Source organism: Pseudomonas syringae, assembly GCF_000737245.1.
GTDB classification, from domain to species: Bacteria; Pseudomonadota; Gammaproteobacteria; order Pseudomonadales; family Pseudomonadaceae; genus Aquipseudomonas; species Aquipseudomonas syringae_J.
The window spans coordinates 71,320-90,691 of the sequence record NZ_JPQU01000023.1; the positions used below are offsets into that span (position 1 = coordinate 71,320).

A 19,372-nucleotide genomic window follows, 5' to 3' on the forward strand; every position below is an offset into this window, starting at 1 on the left:
AGGTGAACGGGTATTCTACTCGCTGTGCAGGTTTGCATAAATCGACTCTGCAAGCTTTTTACTGATTCCGGGCGCTTTTGCTATTTCTTCGATGCTTGCGCGGCTCAGTTCCTGCAGTCCACCGAAGTGCTTGAGCAGGTCCCGACGCCTCGTGGGCCCCACCCCCGCTACACCTTCAAGGGTTGAAGTCCGGCGGGTTTTGCCGCGTCGTGCCCTGTGTCCGGTAATTGCAAAACGGTGGGCTTCATCCCGTATCTGCTGAATCAAGTGCAGTGCCGGAGAATCCCCTGGCAAGGTGAACTCATGGGCAGCATCGTTCAGGTACAGGGTTTCGAAACCGGCCTTGCGCGTTGCACCTTTGGCGACACCCAGCAGGATCAGGTCGGGAACCGCCAGCTCATTCAGTACATCGCGGGCCATGGATAACTGCCCTTTACCACCGTCCACCAGCAGAATGTCCGGAAGCTTGCCTTCCCCGTCCTTGAGCTTGCTGAAACGCCGGGTCAACGCCTGATGCATCGCCGCATAGTCATCGCCTGCGGTCACACCTTCGATGTTGTATCGACGATAGTCGGCTTTGATCGGCCCGTCCGGTCCGAAAACCACACAGGACGCCACTGTCGCTTCACCACTGGAGTGGCTGATGTCGTAACACTCAAGACGCAGCGGTGGTTCATCCAGCTTCAGTACCTGGGCCAGCGCATCGAACCGCGCGGCCACATGTTGTCGATCGGCCAGACGTGCCGATAACGCCTGTTCGGCATTGGTGACCGCCATCTGCTGCCAGCGCGCACGGGTACCGCGCACACGGTGGCTGATGACCAGCTCACGGCCGCGGGACTCTTCAATGGCGTCAATCAGCGTCGGGAAATCTTCGTGCAGTACGTTAACAATCACTTCGCTCGGCAGCTCGCGATCCACGCCGCCGAGAAAGTACTGCGATAGAAAGGCTGACATGACTTCGCCCACTTCTTCCTCGATGCCGACCTGAGGGAAGAAGTTCTTGCTGCCCAGCACTCTGCCACCGCGCACGCTGATCAAATGCACGCAGGCACCGCCCGGGTTGACGAAGGCGGCCACGACATCCACATCACCAGTGCCGCCTTCCATGCTTTGCTGGTCCTGGACACGGCGCAACAACGCAATCTGGTCACGCAATTCGGCAGCCCGCTCAAAATCCAGGCTCATGGCTGCCTTTTCCATCGACGCGTTCAATTCGTCGGTCAGCGTGTTGCTGCGCCCTTCGAGAAACATGATCGAGTGGCGGACATCTTCGGCATAGACGTCCGGCTCCACCAGCCCGACGCAAGGCCCTTTGCAACGCTTGATCTGGTACTGCAGACAAGGTCGTGTACGGTTCTTGTAGTAGCTGTCTTCGCACTGGCGAACCAGAAACGTCTTCTGCATCAAGCTCAGACTTTCACGCACAGCCCCGGCGCTTGGATAAGGACCGAAATACCGCCCTTTGGCTTTCTTCGCGCCGCGGTGAATGCTCAAGCGCGGGAAATTGCCGTCCGATAGATAAACGTAAGGATAGGATTTGTCGTCGCGCAGCAGGATGTTGTAAGGCGGACGCCATTCCTTGATCAGCGTCTGCTCAAGCAGCAAGGCTTCTGTTTCGTTGGCCGTGATGGTGGTTTCGATCTGCGCGATGCGCGCCACTAGAGCGCTGGTTTTCGGCGCATGGCCAGTCTTGCGAAAGTAGCTCGCCAGACGGTTTTTCAGATTTTTGGCTTTGCCCACGTAAAGCAGACGTGCCTCGGCATCGAACATTCGATACACGCCAGGACGGCCGCTACAGGTTGCAAGAAAGACACTGGGGTCAAACGGTTGGTTCATTTCAGGCGCTGGCATCGACCATGCCGTGACGTACCGCTAATAAAGCCAATTCAACATCGCTGCTGATCGAGAGCTTCTCAAAGATACGGTAACGGTAGGTATTAACGGTTTTGGGAGAAAGGCATAGCTTATCGGAAATAGCCTGCACTTTCTGGCAGCCGACGATCATCAGCGCGATCTGGATTTCACGCTCTGACAGAAGGTCGAAAGGAGAGTTGTTCACTTGGGGCTGAAAAGACTTCAGGGCCAACTGCTGAGCGATTTGCGGACTGATGTAGCGTTGTCCGGCAAACACCAGGCGAATGGCCTGGACCATTTCCGCAAGTCCGGCACCTTTGGTCATGTATCCAGCAGCCCCGGCCTGAAGCAGACGCGTGGGGAACGGGTCTTCTTCACAGACTGTGACCGCAACGACTTTTATCTCCGGGTGGCTACGCAACATCTTGCGCGTGGCTTCAAGGCCGCCGATGCCAGGCATCTTGACATCCATCAGCACCACATCCGGTTTCAACTCACGGGCTTTCTTAAGTGATTCCTCACCCGAATCGGCTTGCCCAACTACCTGCAGGCCATCTATGTCGGCCAACATACGGGTGATGCCTGTCCGAACAAGATCATGGTCATCAACAACTAGCACCTTAATCAAGCAGACACCTCACGCAACGGTCATATCGAATGCTGGTCACCATAGCAAAAACAGAGAGCCGGACCTAGCGTAATGCAAAGTCTGGCTCTCATTAATTGCCAATACTGCTTTTACAGGCTCTAGCGCCTGCCTGTTAGTTAGCTGTCGTCCCGGGTATCGGACTTCGATCTGACCGCATAGGAAGCAGACAGCTCAGCCATGGTCATGGTCAGGCGCTTGATCGCATCCTGATCTTCCTTGTGCAGCGTTCGGTAGCTGCCAAGGACCTTCTCCTCAGAATTACTCAGATTGTCGACGGGTACCGGAGTAGGGTTTCCGGTCAGTACGAACAATATATCGACGCCCTTTGCCGCAACGGCAGCAAGGTAGTCGGCCTTTGGCGCACGATCGCCACTTTCGTACTTGCCTTGAGCGTTAGCTTCCACACCACCGATTTCGCCGAAAGCTCGCTGAGACAAGCCCAAGCGCTCCCTTTCTTTTCTTAGTCGGGAACCAATTCCACTCATTTGAATGCACATTCCTGTTGACCCCATCCTTACGAATGGTAGAATCGAGATAAATTAAACTGATTTGAACGGTTTTGAACTATGCCCGGAATACGTACGGCTGCACAAGCCAAGGAGTGGCTTGAACAACAAGGCAAATCTGTTCAAGAGTTTGCTCGTGAGAACAGCATTGACCCGGCGACGACTTATCAGGTGCTGTCGGGTCGCAAGAAAGGCCGACGCGGTGAAGCCCACAAAGTGGCGGTGCTGTTGGGCATGAAAATCGGCAGCATCCCTACCCCCGCTGAATCCCAGGGCGATGCCGTTACCAAATAGCGACGACCAGCGCTGTTATTTCAAGGGCGGGCCACGGGTAGCGCGAATGCACTGTGTCTGATCGTTGGTCACGCTGTGAAACTGGATCCCGCCTCCTGCCGTCTCGCATCTTGTTGGATTATTGATAATTCCCATTGAATCCTCCGACTCGGCTGAAGTAAGCTCGCCGAACCCAACGGAGACAAAGCATGTTGCTATCACTTTCACAGTTACTGCTGCCGACCGGCGTTCAACGCCTGGTTGCACGTGCGGCTGTGCCTGTGGGATCTGTTGACGACGTTGTAAGCGGTCATTTTTATTTTGGGTATTGGTATAGCCACTGGCGCGCCTGATACCTAACCGGCGCCCAAATCAAGGGGACGCCAACCAGAGAATTCTCTACCCCCGGTCGGCTACCCGACCGGGGGTTTTGTTTTTCTGGCTTCCGTAAAAACCATTGAACATTCGATTAAACATGAGGAACACACCATGACTTACCGCCCTTATTACCGCTCCGACATCTGCTGCGCCTGGCGATTTAGCACCCTCCGTTCGGGACCAGCAGCCGCCTCCGACCGGTCACTTTCAGGTGGCAATACATCGCAGCACGACCTTACGACACTTTGTCGAACACCCCAGTAGGGCTGCGCGGGATAGACCCGCCAGCCCCAGGAAGCAGAAGCCATGAATTCGTCCGTCGCAATAAAGCCATCTGACCTGTCGCACTCCAGCCTCACCGTGCTCGACAGCCCGGCTCCCCACCGTTTGCCCACCGTCCAGCAACTGAAATCACAACTCCCTCTGAGCATCGGATTGGGCGAGCAAGTTGCCGCCCATCGCCGCTCAGTACGCGCCATTCTTGATGGTGAAGACAGCCGTTTACTGCTGATAGTCGGTCCCTGCTCGATCCATGACCCACAATCGGCGCTGGAATATGCCGAGCGTCTCGCTGGCCTCGCTGACGAAGTGAGCGATCAGATGCTCCTGGTGATGCGAGCCTACGTTGAGAAACCTCGCACCACCGTCGGCTGGAAGGGCCTGGCTTACGATCCGATGCTCGATGGCAGCGACGACATGGCCCTGGGCCTGACGCTATCACGCCAGCTGATGCTGGAAATGTTGCGTCTGGGTTTGCCCATCGCCACAGAAATCCTGCAACCGATGGCCGCGGGCTATTTCGACGATGTATTGAGCTGGGTGGCGATTGGCGCACGAACCACCGAATCCCAGATCCATCGGGAAATGGCCAGCGGTCTGCCAATGCCCGTTGGTTTCAAAAACGGCACGGATGGCGGCGTTGCCGTAGCCACAGATGCCATGCGCTCTGCTGCCCACGGGCATCGTCACTTCGGCACTGACCGTCACGGCCATCCGGCCATCATCGAAACCCAAGGCAACCGGGATACCCATATCGTCCTGCGCGGTGGCAACAAAGGCCCGAACTACGATCAGCAAAGTGTGGCCAGGGTGCGGGCCGATCTGGCGAAAAACCGCATTGCCGAACGGATCATGGTCGATTGCAGCCACGCCAACAGCGGCAAAGACCCGCTACGTCAGCCGCTGGTGTTCAATGATGTACTCAACCAGCGCCTGCAAGGCGATCAATCATTGATCGGAATGATGCTGGAAAGCCATCTGTTTGAAGGGTGCCAGCCCATCGGCGACTCGATGCGTTATGGGGTTTCGGTGACCGACGGTTGCCTCGGCTGGGACGCCACCGAAGACCTGCTGCGAAGCGCAGTGCAAAGGCTGCGCTACAGATAATCAACGCCGGGTCAACGTCAGCGGATGTCAAAAAAGAGGCAGCGGACTTGGCCCAGCCAGGTTCGCGCTGGAACTTTTATCGCAAATGCTTCCCTTAATCCGGTAGGCTCTTTCTTTTTTTTGACAGGAGTAACTCCCCATGGCTAAAGCCACTGCCCGCCACATCCTCGTTTCCAGCGAAGAGAAGTGCAACGAACTCAAAGCTCAAATCGAAGGCGGTGCTGATTTTGCAGAAGTCGCGAAATCCAACTCGAGCTGCCCGTCAAGCCGCCAAGGTGGCGATCTGGGTTCTTTTGGCCCTGGTCAAATGGTCAAGGAATTCGACACTGTTGTGTTCAGCGCGCCAGTCAATGTCGTGCAAGGCCCGGTGAAAACTCAGTTCGGTTATCACCTGCTGGAAGTGACCAGCCGCCAGGATTGATTCCTCGCAGTTGATTCAGAGTACGGCCCGCTGAGAAGCGGGCCGTTTTTGTTTGTCGCGCTCCTAAAGGTGCGGCGTCGCCTCAGGATCGCGGCGTGCCTGACACACCGCCATCGCGGCCTCTCGGTGCACGGGCGCTCCTACAGAAGCTACGCGGCAAGCAAATTGCTGTGTTTTGGCACAACCCCCGTTTGTGCACGGCAAACATCAATGACATCTTGGCTGCGCATCATCTGGTTACAAACGTCCCCGGGTTCCGGTACCTTGTTTCCTGCGGTTCCATCACCCTGCCCTTAACCCTGATAGTCGCCTGCGGACATCAGTCAGGATTCGTGTAATGCGTTTTGTTTCTACATCGCTGATCGCTTTCATATTGACCTTGTCGTCAGGCTTACAACCCTCATTCGCTGCTGCTCAACACGCCCTGACGGTCTATGGCGAGGCGCCCCGCTACCCGGCAAACTTCGCGCATTTCGACTATGTAAATCCCGATGCGCCAAAAGGAGGAAGCATGCGACGTTCTGCCCAGGAAATCGGGCAGTTCGATCATCTGATCCCCTACATTGATAAAGGTACCGGGGTTTCACAGATCAACGGCATGCTGTATTCCCCGCTGGCGGTTCGCTCGCTGGATGAGCCCTACACCGTATATGGGCTGGTGGCGGAAAAAATGGAGCGCGGTGCCGACGGCTTGTCGCTGAGGTTTTTCATCAACCCCAAAGCGCGCTTTGCCGATAACACGCCCATCACTGCCGAGGATGTGCGCTACAGCTACAACTTGTTGATGACCCAGGGCAGTCTCTCCTACCGCACCGAATTCCAGGACATCAAAGGGGTGGAAGTCGAATCGCCGACACAGATCCGCTTTGACTTCAAAAGCAACGAGAACCGCAGCCTGCCGCTGGACCTGGCGTCTATTCCAGTCCTGCCGGAGCATTGGTGGAAAAGCCGCGACTTTGCCAGCGGTGCCGGGTTCGAAGCCCCGCTCGGCAGCGGGCCTTATACCGTCGCCAAAGTCGATCCAGGACGCAGCATCACCTTCGCCCGTAACCCGAATTGGTGGGCCAGGGATTTGCCGGTCAATCGCGGCATTTACAACTTTGATACCTTCAGCGTCGAGTACTTTGGCGATACCGACGTCGCCCGCCAGGTGCTCAAGGGCGGCGCCTACGACTACAACCGCGAATACTCGGCCACAGCCTATTCGATTCTTTACGACGGTCCGGCGCTCACCGACGGGCTTCTGCAAAAAGCTCATCTGGCCAAGGGCGCGGTACAGAGCTCCCAGGGTTTTGTCTTTAATCTGGATCGGCCGATGTTCCAGGATCGGCGGGTGCGTCAGGCGCTGGCGATGCTCTGGGACTTCGAATGGACCAACCGGCAAATGATGCGCAACATGTACATCCGCCAGAACAGCTACTTTTCCAATTCCGCGCTGGCCGCATCGGAGCTGCCGACGGCCGCCGAATTGAAGATCCTCGAACCTCTGCGAGATAAAGTCCCGCCAGAAGTTTTCGATAAAGTCTTTCATGCACCCAAGACCGATGCCAGCGGCTTTATCAGGGATAAGCAGCTGCAAGCGCTGGCCCTCCTGCAAGAAGCTGGCTGGAGGCCTGAGGGTGATCATCTGGTCAACGCCAAGGGTGAGCCGCTGAGCTTCACGTTCCTCAATGCTCAAGCGGGTTTCGAAAAAATACTCCTGCCCTACAAGCGCAACCTGGCGCAGATCGGGGTGAGCTTCGATATCCGGCGCATCGATTCAGCCCAATATATTAATCGGGTCATGGCCCGGGATTACGACATGATCGTCACCGGCTATTCCGTCTCGACATCGCCGGGCATGGAGCTTTACAACAATTTCGGCTCAAAGGGCGCGCGCGATCCTGGCTCAAGCAACTACATGGTCTTGCAGGACCCGGCCGTGGATACGCTGATTGCTGGCCTGGTCGCCGCCGATCAGAAATCCACCATGGTGGATTACGCACACTGCCTGGACCGCGTGCTGCAATGGGGTTTCTACTGGATCCCCAATTATTACCCGCCCGGCTCATCGACCTTGTGGTGGAATCGTTTCGGCATTCCCAAGGTACAGGCCAGTAATGCCGAAGCCATCGAGACCTGGTGGGAGGTCAGCCCGACTCCGCTGACCAATGAGCAGTTTGCTACCAAGCGCGGTGCATCAGCCATCGCTTCGGAGATGAAGTAAATGCTCGGTTATCTCCTGCGACGACTTTTACTGATCATCCCCACCTTGCTGTGCATTCTGCTGGTGAATTTTTTCATCGTGCAGGCCGCACCTGGGGGGCCTGTTGAGCAAGCAATCGCCCGACTGCAAGGCATTGGTGGCGCCAGCGCCAGTGTCGGCAGCGCCCCCGCCGAATCGGTCAGCAACAGTTCGTCCCGTGCCGCTCGGGGCCTGGATCCGAAGTTGATCAAGGAGATCGAGCATCAGTACGGCTTCGACAAACCATTGCACGAACGCTTGTGGCTGATGTTGAAGAACTACGCGCAACTGGATTTCGGCAACAGTTTCTTTCGCGGCGCCAGCGTGACCGATCTGATTCTGCAAAAGATGCCTGTCTCCATTTCCCTGGGGCTCTGGGCCACGCTGCTCACCTATCTGGTGTCAATTCCGCTGGGGATTCGCAAGGCCGTCAAGCATGGCAGCCAGTTCGACATCTGGAGCAGCACCGCGATCATCATCGGCTACGCCATGCCGGCCTTTCTCTTCGCCATGCTGCTGGTGGTGGTATTCGCGGGGGGCACGTCGCTCAACTGGTTTCCGGTACGCGGGCTGGTGTCGGAGAATTTCGAGCAGATGAGCCTTACCGGCAAAATAGCCGATTACTTCTGGCATCTGGTATTGCCAGTGGCATCGCTGGTGATTGGTGGCTTTGCAACGCTGACCATCCTCACCAAGAACTCCTTCCTCAATGAGATCACTCGCCAGTACGTGGTGACCGCGCGAGCCAAAGGCTTGAGCGAGCGCCGAGTGCTGTACGGGCATGTGTTCCGCAACGCCATGCTGTTGGTGGTGGCGGGCATTCCCCAGGCGTTCATCAGTGTGTTCTTTGCGGGCTCGCTGTTGATCGAAGTGATTTTCTCCCTCGATGGCCTCGGACGCATGAGTTATGAAGCGGCTGTATCCAGAGACTACCCGGTGGTGTTCGGCTCATTGTTCATCTTCACGCTGTTCGGCCTGCTGATTAAGCTGGTGGGCGACATCTGCTATACCCTGGTGGACCCAAGAATCGACTTCAGTGCGAGGAACGTCTGATGCGTAGACTCTCTCCACTGGCCCAGCGCCGCCTGGATCGCTTTCGTAATAACCGTCGGGGCTGGTGGTCGCTATGGCTGTTCTGCGGCCTGTTTCTGTTGAGCCTGGGCGGCGAACTGATCGCCAACGACAAACCGCTGGTGGTGAGTTATCACGGCTCGTTGTATTTCCCGGCACTCAAACGCTACACCGAGCAGGAGTTTGGCGGTCGATTGCCCTTTCAGCCGGACTATCGCAGCGATTATGTCCGGGAGCTGATCCGCAAAGGGGACGGCTGGATGCTCTTCCCAATCATTCCGTTCAGCGACGACACCCCCAACTACGATCTGAATCGCCCTGCCCCAAGCCCGCCGACCGCCGACAACTGGCTGGGCACTGACGATCAGGCCCGAGATGTGTTGGCCCGGGTGATTTTTGGCGCTCGGGTATCAATTCTGTTCGCCTTGGTCCTGACGGCAATCAGTGCACTTATCGGTATCACCGCCGGGGCGTTGCAGGGCTACTACGGTGGCTGGATCGACCTGATCGGCCAGCGTCTGCTGGAAGTCTGGTCCGGGTTGCCGGTGCTGTATCTGCTGATCATTCTTTCCGGCTTCGTTGAACCGAACTTCTGGTGGCTACTAGGGATCATGGCGCTGTTTTCGTGGCTGGCTCTGGTGGATGTGGTCCGCGCCGAGTTTCTGCGCGGACGCAACCTGGAATACGTCAAGGCTGCGCGCGCGCTGGGTCTGGGAGACCGCAAAGTGATCATGCGACACATTCTGCCCAATGCCATGAATGCGACCCTGAGCTATCTACCCTTCATCCTGACCGGCGCCATCTCTACCCTCACCGCCCTGGACTTCCTCGGATTCGGCATGCCCGCTGGTAGCGCTTCGCTGGGCGAGCTGATCGCTCAGGGTAAACAGAATCTGCAAGCCCCCTGGCTGGGCCTGACGGCGTTCTTCACCCTGGCGCTGATCCTTTCATTACTGGTTTTCATTGGTGAGGCGCTACGTGATGCCTTCGACCCGAGGTCTTGAAATGTCGGACAACCTGATCGAAATCCGTGACCTCAGCGTTGCCTTCAATGGTCAGACCGTGGTCAGCAACCTCAGTCTGGATATCCGCGCGGGTGAGTGTCTGGCGTTAGTCGGTGAATCCGGGTCGGGCAAATCGGTGACGGCACACTCGATCCTGCAACTACTGCCTACCACTGGCACGCTGAGCACCGGCAGCATCACCTATCGCGGCCAGCAACTGCTCGGCGCCGACGGCAAGACCCTGCGCAAACTGCGCGGAAACCGCATTGCGATGATTTTTCAGGAGCCGATGACCTCCCTTAATCCACTGCACACCGTGGCCAAACAAATCGGCGAGACCCTGTTGCTGCACAAAGGCATGACCGGTCGTTCGGCACAAAAGCGGATTCTGGAGCTGCTGGAGCTGGTGGGTATCCAGCACCCGCAAAAACGCCTGAAAGCCTATCCTCACGAGTTGTCTGGCGGCCAACGACAGCGGGTCATGATCGCCATGGCCCTGGCGTGCGAACCCGAGCTGTTGATTGCTGATGAGCCCACGACTGCGCTGGACGTAACCGTGCAACGCAAGATCCTGCTGTTGCTCAAGCAATTGCAGCAACGCCTTAACATGTCACTGCTATTGATCAGCCATGATCTGAATCTGGTGCACAGCATCGCCCAGCGAGTCTGCGTGATGCGCGCCGGTGAAATCGTCGAGCAGGCCAACTGCCACTTGCTTTTCAAGCAGCCACAACACCCTTACAGCAAGCTGCTGCTGGATGCCGAGCCTGCTGGCGAGCCATTGCCTCGGGACAGCCGGGAAAAGGTGCTGGAGGTCGATAATCTGCGGGTCTGGTTTTCCCTGGGAGGCGGAATTTTCCGTCGCCATCAGGAATACCTCAAGGCAGTGGATGACATCAGTCTGAGTATCGAGCGCGGCAAGACCCTCGGCATTGTGGGCGAATCCGGATCCGGGAAATCGACACTTGGTCAGGCAATCCTGCGTCTTATCGAATCGCGTGGCAGTATCCGCTATCAGGGCAAGGCCATCGACGGCCTTACCCAGAAGCAAATGCAGCCATGGCGCAAGCAGATGCAGGTGGTATTTCAGGACCCCTACGGAAGTCTCAGCCCACGGATGTCGGTGGCACAGATCATCAGCGAAGGCCTTGAAGTACACAGTGCGCTGGATGCGGTGCAATGCGAAGTCGAGGTGATTCGCGTGCTGGAGGAAGTCGGTATCGACCCACAAAGCCGACACCGCTACCCTCACGAGTTTTCCGGGGGGCAGCGTCAGCGTATTGCAATTGCCAGGGCGCTGGTGCTCAAGCCTGCGCTGATCCTGCTGGATGAGCCGACGTCTGCACTGGATCGGACCGTACAAAAACAAGTCGTATCATTGCTGCGCCAATTGCAGGAAAAACACGGCCTGACGTATCTGTTTATCAGCCACGATCTGGCTGTCGTCAGGGCCCTTGCCCATGACGTGATCGTGGTCAAGGATGGCAAAGTTGTCGAACGTGGCGCCAGCCACGATTTGTTCGACTCGCCCCAGCACCCTTACACCAGGGAATTGCTGGCGGCGGCGCATCCGGGTTTCAGCTGAAAAAGGGCATTCTGTGCGGCCAGACGCCGGTTTCAAGCAACGGAACCCTCCATGGAAAATCCCATGAAAGAAAGCCACAGCCTCAACGATTATCTGAGCGTCAGACAACTCGCGATTCGCTCTCTGTTCGAGATCATCGAGCAGTCCAGCGAAGGAACCGTGATCGTCGACAAAAACGCCAACATCGTCTGGATCAATGAACGTTATGCACGGCGCTTTGGCCTGCAGGACTCAAGTCTTGCTCTGGGACAGCCGTGTGAAAAGGTCATACCGGGCAGCCTGCTGCGCCAGGTCGCGACCAATGGCCGACCAATCCTGCTGGACATGATGGACACCGCCAAAGACCCGCTGGTGGTCATGCGTCTGCCGATCCACGATGACGCTGGCGATTTGATTGGCGCCATCGGTTTCGCCCTTTTCGGCGAACTGCAGGCCCTGTCTCCACTGCTCAAGCGCTATCTGAGCATGCAAGAGGAACTGGCCTCGACCCGCTCGCTGTTACGTGCTCGTCAGGCCAAGTACAGCTTTGCGCATTTCATTGGTACCAGCGCTGCCAGCCTGGAGGTCAAACGCCGCGCCCGACGTAGCGCCAGCGCTGACTCTCCGGTGCTGCTACTCGGTGAAACAGGCACCGGAAAGGAGCTGCTGGCCCACGCCATCCATAGCGCATCACCCAGGGCGCACAAGGCCTTTGTCAGTATCAACAGTGCCGCGATCCCCGAAACCCTGCTCGAAGCCGAGTTCTTCGGCACTGCGCCGGGAGCCTTCACCGGTGCTGATCGCAAGGCGCGTCCCGGTAAATTGCAAATCGCTCAGGGCGGCACTCTGTTTCTCGACGAAATCGGCGATATGCCTTTACCGTTGCAGAGCAAGCTGCTGCGAGTCCTCCAAGAGAAAGAGTATGAACCAGTCGGTTCAAATGAGGTTGTCCGCAGCGATATCCGGCTGATCGCAGCTACATCCACCGACCTTGAAGCCGCGATCAAGCGCGGCGAATTTCGTGCCGACCTGTATTACCGCTTGAGCGTACTGCCGATTCACGTTCCCCCCTTGAGAGAGCGTCTGGATGATCTTCCTGCTCTCAGCGAAGCGATTCTCGAGGAGCTGCGCAGCCAGCACGAACTGGAGGACAACGCATTGGCCTTGCTGGCGCAGCACGCCTGGCCCGGTAACATTCGGGAATTACGCAATGTGCTGGAGCGTGCAGCGCTGCTCAGTGATGACTTGGTGCTCAACGCCAGAGAGATTCGTGCAGCAATCGGCAATCTCGTGCCGTTGACCAGTCATACCGGCCTACATGGGGAAGCAGCACCCTTCGAAACCTTCAGTCAGGCGCGTCAGCGCTATGATCGGCAAGTCATCGAACAGGCATTGGCCCTCTGCGCAGGGAATGTTGTCGACGCCGCGAGCCAACTCGGCCTGGGGCGATCTACGCTTTACAAAAAAATGGCAGCATTGGGGATCGTCGAGTCTCAATAAAGAGACTTGCGTCTTTAAATGGAGATATCGAAGGCAGGCTTACCGGTAGCTCTAATACGGCCTTTGACAGGGACTCCTGATCGAAGGCGAAAAAGCATCGCTGGCTGTCAGTCTCTTTTTGGAGACTGCAGAATCTCATGCCGCTGTGAAATCATAGATAAACCCTTTTAAATCAGCCTCTTGGGCGTTTGGCATGAAATCCGCTATACCCAGTGGGCGGACCGCCGCAGCCGAAAACAATAACAATATGCCTGACGATTTCAGCGAGCCGTACAGAGAGCCTTCGGCAGCCTCTGAGTTCGCCGGATTCCCTGGCCAGGAGACACTCAATGAGTGTGATCATTGCCTTGGCAGCCCTCGCGCTGTTGATGCTTGCTGCTTACCGTGGCTACAGCGTTATCCTCTTTGCCCCCATTGCCGCCCTTGGTGCGGTATTGCTCACCGACCCCTCGGCTGTGGCGCCTGCTTTCACCGGCGTGTTCATGGACAAGATGGTCGGTTTCATCAAACTGTATTTCCCTGTCTTCCTGCTGGGTGCTGTGTTCGGCAAACTCATCGAGCTTTCCGGCTTTTCCCGCGCCATCGTGGCAGCTGCCATTGGCGTGCTCGGGACCCGGCAGGCGATGCTGGTGATTGTGCTGGTCTGCGCGCTGCTGACTTACGGCGGCGTATCACTGTTCGTGGTGGTGTTCGCGGTCTATCCCTTTGCCGCAGAGATGTTTCGCCAGAGTGATATACCCAAGCGACTGATCCCCGCGACCATTGCTCTGGGTGCGTTTTCATTCACGATGGACGCCCTGCCCGGTACGCCGCAGATCCAGAACATTATCCCCACGACTTTCTTCAACACCACGGCTTGGGCTGCACCCTGGCTGGGCGTGATCGGCACGATATTCGTCTTCTGCGCCGGCATGCTTTATCTGCAGCGGCAACGTAACAAGGCGCAACGCGCGGGTGAAGGCTACGGCACCGAACTGCGTAACGAGCCGGAAACTGCTGAAGACATCAAACTGCCCAATCCGTGGATCGCCCTCTCTCCGCTGCTGTTGGTGGGCGTCATGAACCTCCTGTTCACCTGGTGGATTCCCCAGTGGTACGGCAAGACCCATACCCTGGCATTGCCGGGCATGGCAACGCCGGTTCAGACCGAGATCGCCAAGCTGACGGCCATCTGGGCAGTTGAGGCGGCGCTGCTGGTGGGGATCCTCATGGTCTTGGCCTTTGGTTTTTCCGCCATCAAAAGCCGACTCGCCGAAGGCAGTAAAAGTGCCGTCAGCGGCGCATTGCTGGCCGCCATGAACACCGCGTCAGAATATGGTTTTGGTGCGGTGATAGCGTCGCTGCCGGGATTTCTGGTGTTGGCGGACTGGCTGAAAAGCATCCCCAATCCACTGGTCAACGAAGCGATCACAGTGACATTGCTGGCCGGGATCACCGGATCCGCTTCAGGGGGGATGAGCATCGCCCTGGCTGCCATGTCCAATACCTTCATCAGTGCTGCCAATGCCGCGAACATTCCGCTGGAAGTCCTGCACCGAGTGGCGGCGATGGCCAGTGGTGGCATGGATACACTGCCGCATAACGGCGCGGTCATTACGTTGCTTGCGGTCACCGGCCTGACCCATCGCGAGGCCTACAAAGACATCTTTGGTATCACCATCATCAAGACCCTGGCGGTTTTCGTGGTGATCGGCACCTTCTACGCCACTGGCATTGTGTGAGGCACGGAATATGAGTCTGCAAGGTAAAACGGCATTGGTGACCGGATCCACCAGCGGTATCGGTCTGGGGATTGCGTTGAGCCTGGCACGGTCCGGCGCGAACCTGATTCTCAACGGTTTCGGTGATGCTTCGGCGGTGATCGCCGAAGTGGGCAAGTTCGGCGGCAAGGTGGGTCATCATCCGGCCGACGTCAGCAAACCCGAGGAAATAGCCGAGATGATTGCCTACGCAGAACGTGAGTTTGGCGGGGTGGATATTCTGGTCAACAACGCCGGTATTCAGCACGTCGACGCTGTCGAGGCCTTCCCGGTTGAACGATGGGATTCGATTATCGCAATCAACTTGTCTTCGGTGTTCCATAGCACCCGCCTCTGCCTGCCGGGCATGCGCAACAAAAACTGGGGGCGCATTATTAATATCGCCTCCGTGCATGGCCTCGTGGGTTCTACCGGCAAGGCGGCCTATGTAGCCGCCAAACATGGTGTGATCGGGCTGACCAAAGTCGTCGGCCTGGAGACCGCAACCACTCCGATTACCTGCAACGCGATTTGCCCAGGTTGGGTATTGACGCCACTGGTCCAGCAGCAGATCGACGACCGGGCGGCCGTGAGTGGCGATGCCGATCAGGCGCGGCATGACCTGCTTGCCGAGAAACAACCCTCGCTGGAATTCGTGACGCCGTCACAATTGGGCGAGCTGGTGTTGTTTCTATGCAGTGAAGCCGGCAGCCAGGTGCGCGGGGCGGCGTGGAATATTGATGGGGGGTGGTTGGCAAGGTAGTCGCAACAACCGAATTGTGCAGGCCAAGTGGGAGCGAATTCATTCGCGAAGACGGTATTGTCAGCGACAGATACAGGCGGCTGGACCGACCTTTTCGCGAATGAATTCGCTCCCACAGATCTGATCTTCACGCGTAGTTAACTCTGCCCGCCCTGACCCCCTTCATCCACCAACCCCCAATCGGAAGGTCTGGCGCTGCTGGTACCCACCGGGGCCGCCGGAGCGACGGTTGGCGCAGCGGTCACTCCTTCGCCGTGCAGCTTCATCCGCAGGCGCAGGTTGTTCTTCGAGTCTGCATACTTCACCGCTTCCTCTTCAGTGATGATGCCGGTCGAGGCCAGTTCGAACAGCGCGCTGTCGAACGTCTGCATGCCCAGATGGCCGGATTTTTCCATGATGCCCTTGAGGTCATTGAGCTGGTTGCGCTGGATCAGGTCGCGAATGGTCGGCGTACCCATCATGACCTCCACCGCTGCGCGGCGTTTGCCGTCCACGGTGTTGACCAGACGTTGCGATACGAAAGCCTTGAGGTTATTGCTCAGATCATGGAGCAATTGCTCACGGCGCTCTTCAGGGAAGAAGTTGATGATCCGGTCCAATGCCTGATTGGCATTGTTGGCGTGCAACGTCGAAATCGCCAGGTGACCGGTGTCAGCAAAGGCCAGCGCATGCTCCATGGTTTCCCGATCACGGATCTCGCCGATGAGGATCACGTCCGGGGCCTGACGCAGGGTGTTTTTCAACGCAGCATGAAAGCTGCGGGTATCAACGCCGACTTCGCGCTGGTTGACGATGGACTTCTTGTGCCGATGGATGAATTCCACCGGGTCTTCAATGGTAATGATGTGGCCGCTGGCATTGCTGTTGCGGTAGTCGATCAGGGAGGCCAGTGAAGTGGACTTGCCAGAGCCGGTCGCACCCACGAAAAGCACCAGCCCGTGCTTTTCCATGATCACATCCAGCAGCACGGGCGGGAGATGCAGGTCTTCAAACCGTGGGATGTCCAGCTTGATGTTTCGCGCCACCAGTGAAACTTCGTTGCGCTGCATGAAGATGTTGATTCGAAAGCGCCCGATTCCGGCCATGGACACCGCCAGATTCATCTCCAGCTCACGATGAAAATCCAGTTGCTGCTCTTTATCCATAAGGCTCTGGGCAATTTCGCCCACTTGCCCGGGCTTGAGCTTCTCTGCACTCAGGGGCTTGAGCACCCCATTGAATTTGGCACAAGGCGGTGCGCCGGTGGAAAGATAAAGGTCCGATCCATCCTGGCTGGCCAGAATCCTCAACAACGCCGGAAAATCCATAAGCAACACCGCACCAATGATTTGACTGAATAGATGCCGCACCTTAGGCGACGTTCACCCGGAATAATCGTTCACGGGCGAGTGCGCATAGCTTGGCGGCAGAACGGTGCCGGACGCAATCATTGATCATCCTGCTTTTGAAACAGTGGACGTATTCACGGCAGGACGACATGTGCGACGCTCACCCTACTGCGACCTGCGCTGTGACCTGTGTGATAATGGCCGCCGATTTTTCCTCAGGCCCTGCGACCCATGAAAGCCCAAGCCCGCCACATTCTGGTGAAAACCGCCGAAGAGGCCGAACAACTCAAGCAGCGCATTGCCAAAGGCGAAGCGTTTGATGTGCTTGCGAAGAAACACTCCACCTGCCCTTCTGGCAAACGTGGCGGTGACCTGGGTGAAGTCCGGCCGGGACAAATGGTGGGGGCGATTGATCAGGTGATTTTCAAAAAGCCGTTACGCACCGTCCATGGTCCGATCAGAAGCAAATTTGGCTACCACTTGGTCCAGGTTTTCTACCGCGACTGATACCTGATCAGCTTAAAAGGTTGGCATGGCACTGTCGGGAATCAGCGCCCCGGGATGTTGAATCACCACGCTCGCCAAACGATGCCCGGCTTCTGCTGCCTCAGCCGGGCCGCGACCGCGCAAGCGCATGGCCAGATAAGCGGCGCTGAACGAGTCCCCGGCAGCGGTGCTGTCAATCACTCGTGTTACAGGCTGTGCCGGAATGTCATAGCGTTCACCCGCAGATTCCACCAGGCAACTGAGGGAGCCGCGCTTGACCACCACTTCGCTGATATCACGCTGCCGATAAGCGGCTAACAACTGTTCCGTGTCGGCATAGCCAAACAGCGCTTGCTCATCGTCTTCGGTCAGCAGCGCGACATCGACATGCTCCAGACAGGCTCGATAAGCTTCGCGCGCCTGATCAACTGAAGCCCAGAGCCGCGGCCGGTAGTTGTTGTCGAAAGCTACTCTCGTGCCTTTCGCCCGTGCGCGTTTCAACGCCGCAAGCAGCCGCTCACGGCCGACTTCCCCCAGCACCGCCAGGGTAATACCGCTCAGGTAGAGGACATCGTAGTCAGCCAAAGCATTCAGGACCGTATCACCACTTTCGCTGGTAAAGCAGTCGCGTACTGCCGCTTCATTGCGCCAATACAAGAAGCGCCGCTCACCCTTGGCATCGGTCTGGATGCAATACAGCCCCGGCAACCTGCCCGGCAGACGTTGCACCTTGCTCAGCCCTACGTTTTCCTGCGCCCAACTCTGGCACATGGCATCACTAAAGCTGTCGTCGCCCAACGCTGTCACGTAGTCAACCTGTGCACCGCTCTTGAGCAGCCGCGACAAGTAAACCGCGGTGTTGAGCGTGTCGCCGCCGAAGCTCTGCTGCAGAGCGCCATTGGCATGCTGCTGCAGCTCGATCATGCACTCACCGATCAAGGCGATTCGTGGCTGGCTATGGGTAACGAGTTCACTCATAACGGATCAATCCTTCGATTAGAAACAGGTGTCGAAACTTTCAATGACTTGCAGCTGTTCGTCCACCAGACAGCCCGAGCGCCATTTGTCGAACGTCAGGCAGGGGTGAGATGAGCCGAAGGCGATGATGTCGCCCACTTTAAGCTCGCAGCCGGTCGCGACGGTCATAAAGGCGTGTTGATCCATCACGGCGGTGACGGTGCATGCGCTGATGTCCGTTCCTTTATCTTCCAGCATCCCCGCCTGGTAGCGGCGTAATGGATTGGGCAATCCAGCGTCGTAGGCAACGTCACGTTTGCCCATTGCGATGACTGCAAAGCCGGGCTCAGGCAGTGACTGCACATGCGCCCAGATTTCCATGGCCGGTTGCAACCCTTCGGTTAAATCACTGCGCCTATCGAGCACACAGCATTGCGCATCTTTATAGATGCCGTGGTCGTGTACCACATAACTGCCGGGGCGCAAGACGGCCAGGAATCGCTCGCGCACCTGGCGCTCGTCAAAAGCTTCGGCAATCAGATCGTACCAGGCCGAGCCCGACGCCGTGACAATCGGCCGCTCCAGAGCAAATGCGCCCTGATCCTGCAACTGTACGGCCAGCCGCACCAGTGAAGCGGCGAACTCGCGGATGCCGCTGACCGCCTGATCGCCGTGAAACACACCTTCATATCCCTCGATGCCAGTCAACGCCAGTGCCGGTTGAGCCGCGATGGCATCGGCCAGTGCCAGCACTTGTTGCTCGGTGCGACAACCGCAGCGGCCGCCCGGCACGCCGTACTCAATCATCACGTTCAGGCGAAGACCTCGAGAGGCGAAGAACTCTCCCAGTGCGGCGACGTTGTCTGGGTGGTCGACCATGCAATGGAAATCAAACATCGAGTCCGACAGCATCTCTGCAATGATCGCCATGTTTGGGGTACCAATCAGCTGATTGGCCATCAGCACCCGTCGCACGCCGCGTACATAGGCCGCTCGGGTTTGTACGGCGGTCGCCAGCGTCATGCCCCAGGCGCCCTCTTCCAGTTGCCGACGGAATAACGCCGGCACCATGCTGGTTTTGCCATGGGGCGCCAGTTCCGCGCCGCTGTTACTGACAAAGGTCTGCATCCAGCGAATATTGTGCTCCAGCGCCTGACGATGAATGACCAGTGCCGGGAGGCTAACGTCACGCACCATATAGTCGCCCGGCGTTGCCGCACCTTTCTCAACTTTTGCAATGCTCATGCAGATCTCCAGATGGTTTTT

Annotated in this window: 17 protein-coding genes; 11 read left to right on the forward strand and 6 right to left on the reverse strand. The window is 57.4% G+C overall.

Translation table 11 applies throughout. The features are described from left to right. Positions 1-15: 15 nt before the first annotated feature. The 3 genes from uvrC to IV01_RS18370 all read right to left on the reverse strand — a co-directional run bounded on the left by uvrC (position 16) and on the right by IV01_RS18370 (position 2,991). Complete coding sequence (gene uvrC / locus IV01_RS18380; protein ID WP_032627312.1) at positions 16-1,839, reverse strand: excinuclease ABC subunit UvrC; 1,824 nt, start codon at positions 1,837-1,839, stop codon at positions 16-18. A gap of 1 nt (position 1,840) precedes the next feature. Then, positions 1,841-2,485 (reverse strand): UvrY/SirA/GacA family response regulator transcription factor, encoded by a 645-nt coding sequence (gene uvrY / locus IV01_RS18375; RefSeq protein WP_032627129.1) that lies wholly within the window; start codon positions 2,483-2,485, stop codon positions 1,841-1,843. 137 nt (positions 2,486-2,622) lie between these two features. Beyond that, positions 2,623-2,991, reverse strand: a complete 369-nt coding sequence (locus IV01_RS18370; protein WP_032627131.1) for a helix-turn-helix domain-containing protein — start codon at positions 2,989-2,991, stop codon at positions 2,623-2,625. An 81-nt stretch (positions 2,992-3,072) separates the two neighbouring features. Between IV01_RS18370 and IV01_RS18365 the strand changes: the two genes are divergently transcribed. The 10 genes from IV01_RS18365 (at position 3,073) to IV01_RS18320 (ending at position 15,335) form a co-directional block, all read left to right on the forward strand. Further along, the gene (locus tag IV01_RS18365) at positions 3,073-3,306 is read left to right on the forward strand and encodes a DNA-binding protein (protein WP_032627133.1); all 234 of its coding nucleotides are present in this window, start codon (positions 3,073-3,075) and stop codon (positions 3,304-3,306) included. 663 nt (positions 3,307-3,969) lie between these two features. Continuing rightward, positions 3,970-5,049, forward strand: a complete 1,080-nt coding sequence (locus IV01_RS18360) for a 3-deoxy-7-phosphoheptulonate synthase (RefSeq protein WP_032627135.1) — start codon at positions 3,970-3,972, stop codon at positions 5,047-5,049. A gap of 139 nt (positions 5,050-5,188) precedes the next feature. Continuing rightward, complete coding sequence (locus IV01_RS18355) at positions 5,189-5,470, forward strand: peptidylprolyl isomerase (protein ID WP_027898593.1); 282 nt, start codon at positions 5,189-5,191, stop codon at positions 5,468-5,470. Between the two features lie 337 nt (positions 5,471-5,807). Next, on the forward strand, positions 5,808-7,676 hold the full coding sequence (locus tag IV01_RS18350; RefSeq protein WP_032627136.1) for an extracellular solute-binding protein: 1,869 nt from the start codon (positions 5,808-5,810) through the stop codon (positions 7,674-7,676). After that, positions 7,677-8,747 carry a microcin C ABC transporter permease YejB gene (locus IV01_RS18345; protein ID WP_032627138.1) on the forward strand — a complete coding sequence of 357 codons (1,071 nt, stop codon included), beginning with the start codon at positions 7,677-7,679 and terminating at the stop codon, positions 8,745-8,747. Further along, complete coding sequence (locus IV01_RS18340) at positions 8,747-9,769, forward strand: ABC transporter permease (RefSeq protein ID WP_032627140.1); 1,023 nt, start codon at positions 8,747-8,749, stop codon at positions 9,767-9,769. The genes IV01_RS18345 and IV01_RS18340 overlap by 1 nt, the downstream gene beginning before the upstream one ends. A 1-nt stretch (position 9,770) precedes the next feature. Then, the gene (locus IV01_RS18335) at positions 9,771-11,354 is read left to right on the forward strand and encodes an ABC transporter ATP-binding protein (protein ID WP_032627142.1); all 1,584 of its coding nucleotides are present in this window, start codon (positions 9,771-9,773) and stop codon (positions 11,352-11,354) included. A 63-nt stretch (positions 11,355-11,417) separates the two neighbouring features. Continuing rightward, a complete protein-coding gene (locus tag IV01_RS18330) occupies positions 11,418-12,833 on the forward strand; it encodes a sigma-54 interaction domain-containing protein (RefSeq protein WP_032627144.1) in 1,416 nt (471 codons plus the stop codon). 329 nt (positions 12,834-13,162) lie between these two features. Then, positions 13,163-14,554, forward strand: coding sequence for a GntP family permease (locus tag IV01_RS18325; RefSeq protein WP_032627146.1), 1,392 nt, complete (start codon positions 13,163-13,165; stop codon positions 14,552-14,554). Between the two features lie 10 nt (positions 14,555-14,564). Then, positions 14,565-15,335, forward strand: coding sequence for a 3-hydroxybutyrate dehydrogenase (locus IV01_RS18320; protein WP_032627147.1), 771 nt, complete (start codon positions 14,565-14,567; stop codon positions 15,333-15,335). Between the two features lie 137 nt (positions 15,336-15,472). Here IV01_RS18320 and IV01_RS18315 read toward each other — a convergent pair whose 3' ends face one another. Then, positions 15,473-16,642 (reverse strand): PilT/PilU family type 4a pilus ATPase, encoded by a 1,170-nt coding sequence (locus IV01_RS18315; protein ID WP_032627313.1) that lies wholly within the window; start codon positions 16,640-16,642, stop codon positions 15,473-15,475. Between the two features lie 252 nt (positions 16,643-16,894). Between IV01_RS18315 and IV01_RS18310 the strand changes: the two genes are divergently transcribed. Further along, the gene (locus IV01_RS18310; protein WP_032627148.1) at positions 16,895-17,170 is read left to right on the forward strand and encodes a peptidylprolyl isomerase; all 276 of its coding nucleotides are present in this window, start codon (positions 16,895-16,897) and stop codon (positions 17,168-17,170) included. Between the two features lie 12 nt (positions 17,171-17,182). Here the strand turns inward: IV01_RS18310 and IV01_RS18305 are convergent, their stop codons facing one another. Together IV01_RS18305 and IV01_RS18300 are read right to left on the reverse strand one after the other, a co-directional pair. Then, positions 17,183-18,127, reverse strand: a complete 945-nt coding sequence (locus tag IV01_RS18305) for a sugar kinase (protein ID WP_032627149.1) — start codon at positions 18,125-18,127, stop codon at positions 17,183-17,185. Between the two features lie 18 nt (positions 18,128-18,145). Then, positions 18,146-19,351: an amino acid deaminase gene (locus IV01_RS18300; protein WP_032627151.1), complete on the reverse strand. Its 1,206-nt coding sequence runs from the start codon at positions 19,349-19,351 to the stop codon at positions 18,146-18,148. Between the last annotated feature and the right edge of the window lie 21 nt (positions 19,352-19,372).

Excerpts from the sequence above, each read along its gene's own strand:
- uvrC (WP_032627312.1), bottom strand. The coding sequence starts at position 1,839 with ATGAACCAACCGTTTGACCCCAGTGTCTTTCTTGCAACCTGTAGCGGC.
- IV01_RS18370 (WP_032627131.1), bottom strand. The coding sequence starts at position 2,991 with ATGAGTGGAATTGGTTCCCGACTAAGAAAAGAAAGGGAGCGCTTGGGC.
- IV01_RS18365 (WP_032627133.1), top strand. The coding sequence starts at position 3,073 with ATGCCCGGAATACGTACGGCTGCACAAGCCAAGGAGTGGCTTGAACAA.
- IV01_RS18360 (WP_032627135.1), top strand. The coding sequence starts at position 3,970 with ATGAATTCGTCCGTCGCAATAAAGCCATCTGACCTGTCGCACTCCAGC.
- IV01_RS18355 (WP_027898593.1), top strand. The coding sequence starts at position 5,189 with ATGGCTAAAGCCACTGCCCGCCACATCCTCGTTTCCAGCGAAGAGAAG.
- IV01_RS18350 (WP_032627136.1), top strand. The coding sequence starts at position 5,808 with ATGCGTTTTGTTTCTACATCGCTGATCGCTTTCATATTGACCTTGTCG.
- IV01_RS18345 (WP_032627138.1), top strand. The coding sequence starts at position 7,677 with ATGCTCGGTTATCTCCTGCGACGACTTTTACTGATCATCCCCACCTTG.
- IV01_RS18340 (WP_032627140.1), top strand. The coding sequence starts at position 8,747 with ATGCGTAGACTCTCTCCACTGGCCCAGCGCCGCCTGGATCGCTTTCGT.
- IV01_RS18335 (WP_032627142.1), top strand. The coding sequence starts at position 9,771 with ATGTCGGACAACCTGATCGAAATCCGTGACCTCAGCGTTGCCTTCAAT.
- IV01_RS18330 (WP_032627144.1), top strand. The coding sequence starts at position 11,418 with ATGAAAGAAAGCCACAGCCTCAACGATTATCTGAGCGTCAGACAACTC.
- IV01_RS18325 (WP_032627146.1), top strand. The coding sequence starts at position 13,163 with ATGAGTGTGATCATTGCCTTGGCAGCCCTCGCGCTGTTGATGCTTGCT.
- IV01_RS18320 (WP_032627147.1), top strand. The coding sequence starts at position 14,565 with ATGAGTCTGCAAGGTAAAACGGCATTGGTGACCGGATCCACCAGCGGT.
- IV01_RS18315 (WP_032627313.1), bottom strand. The coding sequence starts at position 16,642 with ATGGATTTTCCGGCGTTGTTGAGGATTCTGGCCAGCCAGGATGGATCG.
- IV01_RS18310 (WP_032627148.1), top strand. The coding sequence starts at position 16,895 with ATGAAAGCCCAAGCCCGCCACATTCTGGTGAAAACCGCCGAAGAGGCC.
- IV01_RS18305 (WP_032627149.1), bottom strand. The coding sequence starts at position 18,127 with ATGAGTGAACTCGTTACCCATAGCCAGCCACGAATCGCCTTGATCGGT.
- IV01_RS18300 (WP_032627151.1), bottom strand. The coding sequence starts at position 19,351 with ATGAGCATTGCAAAAGTTGAGAAAGGTGCGGCAACGCCGGGCGACTAT.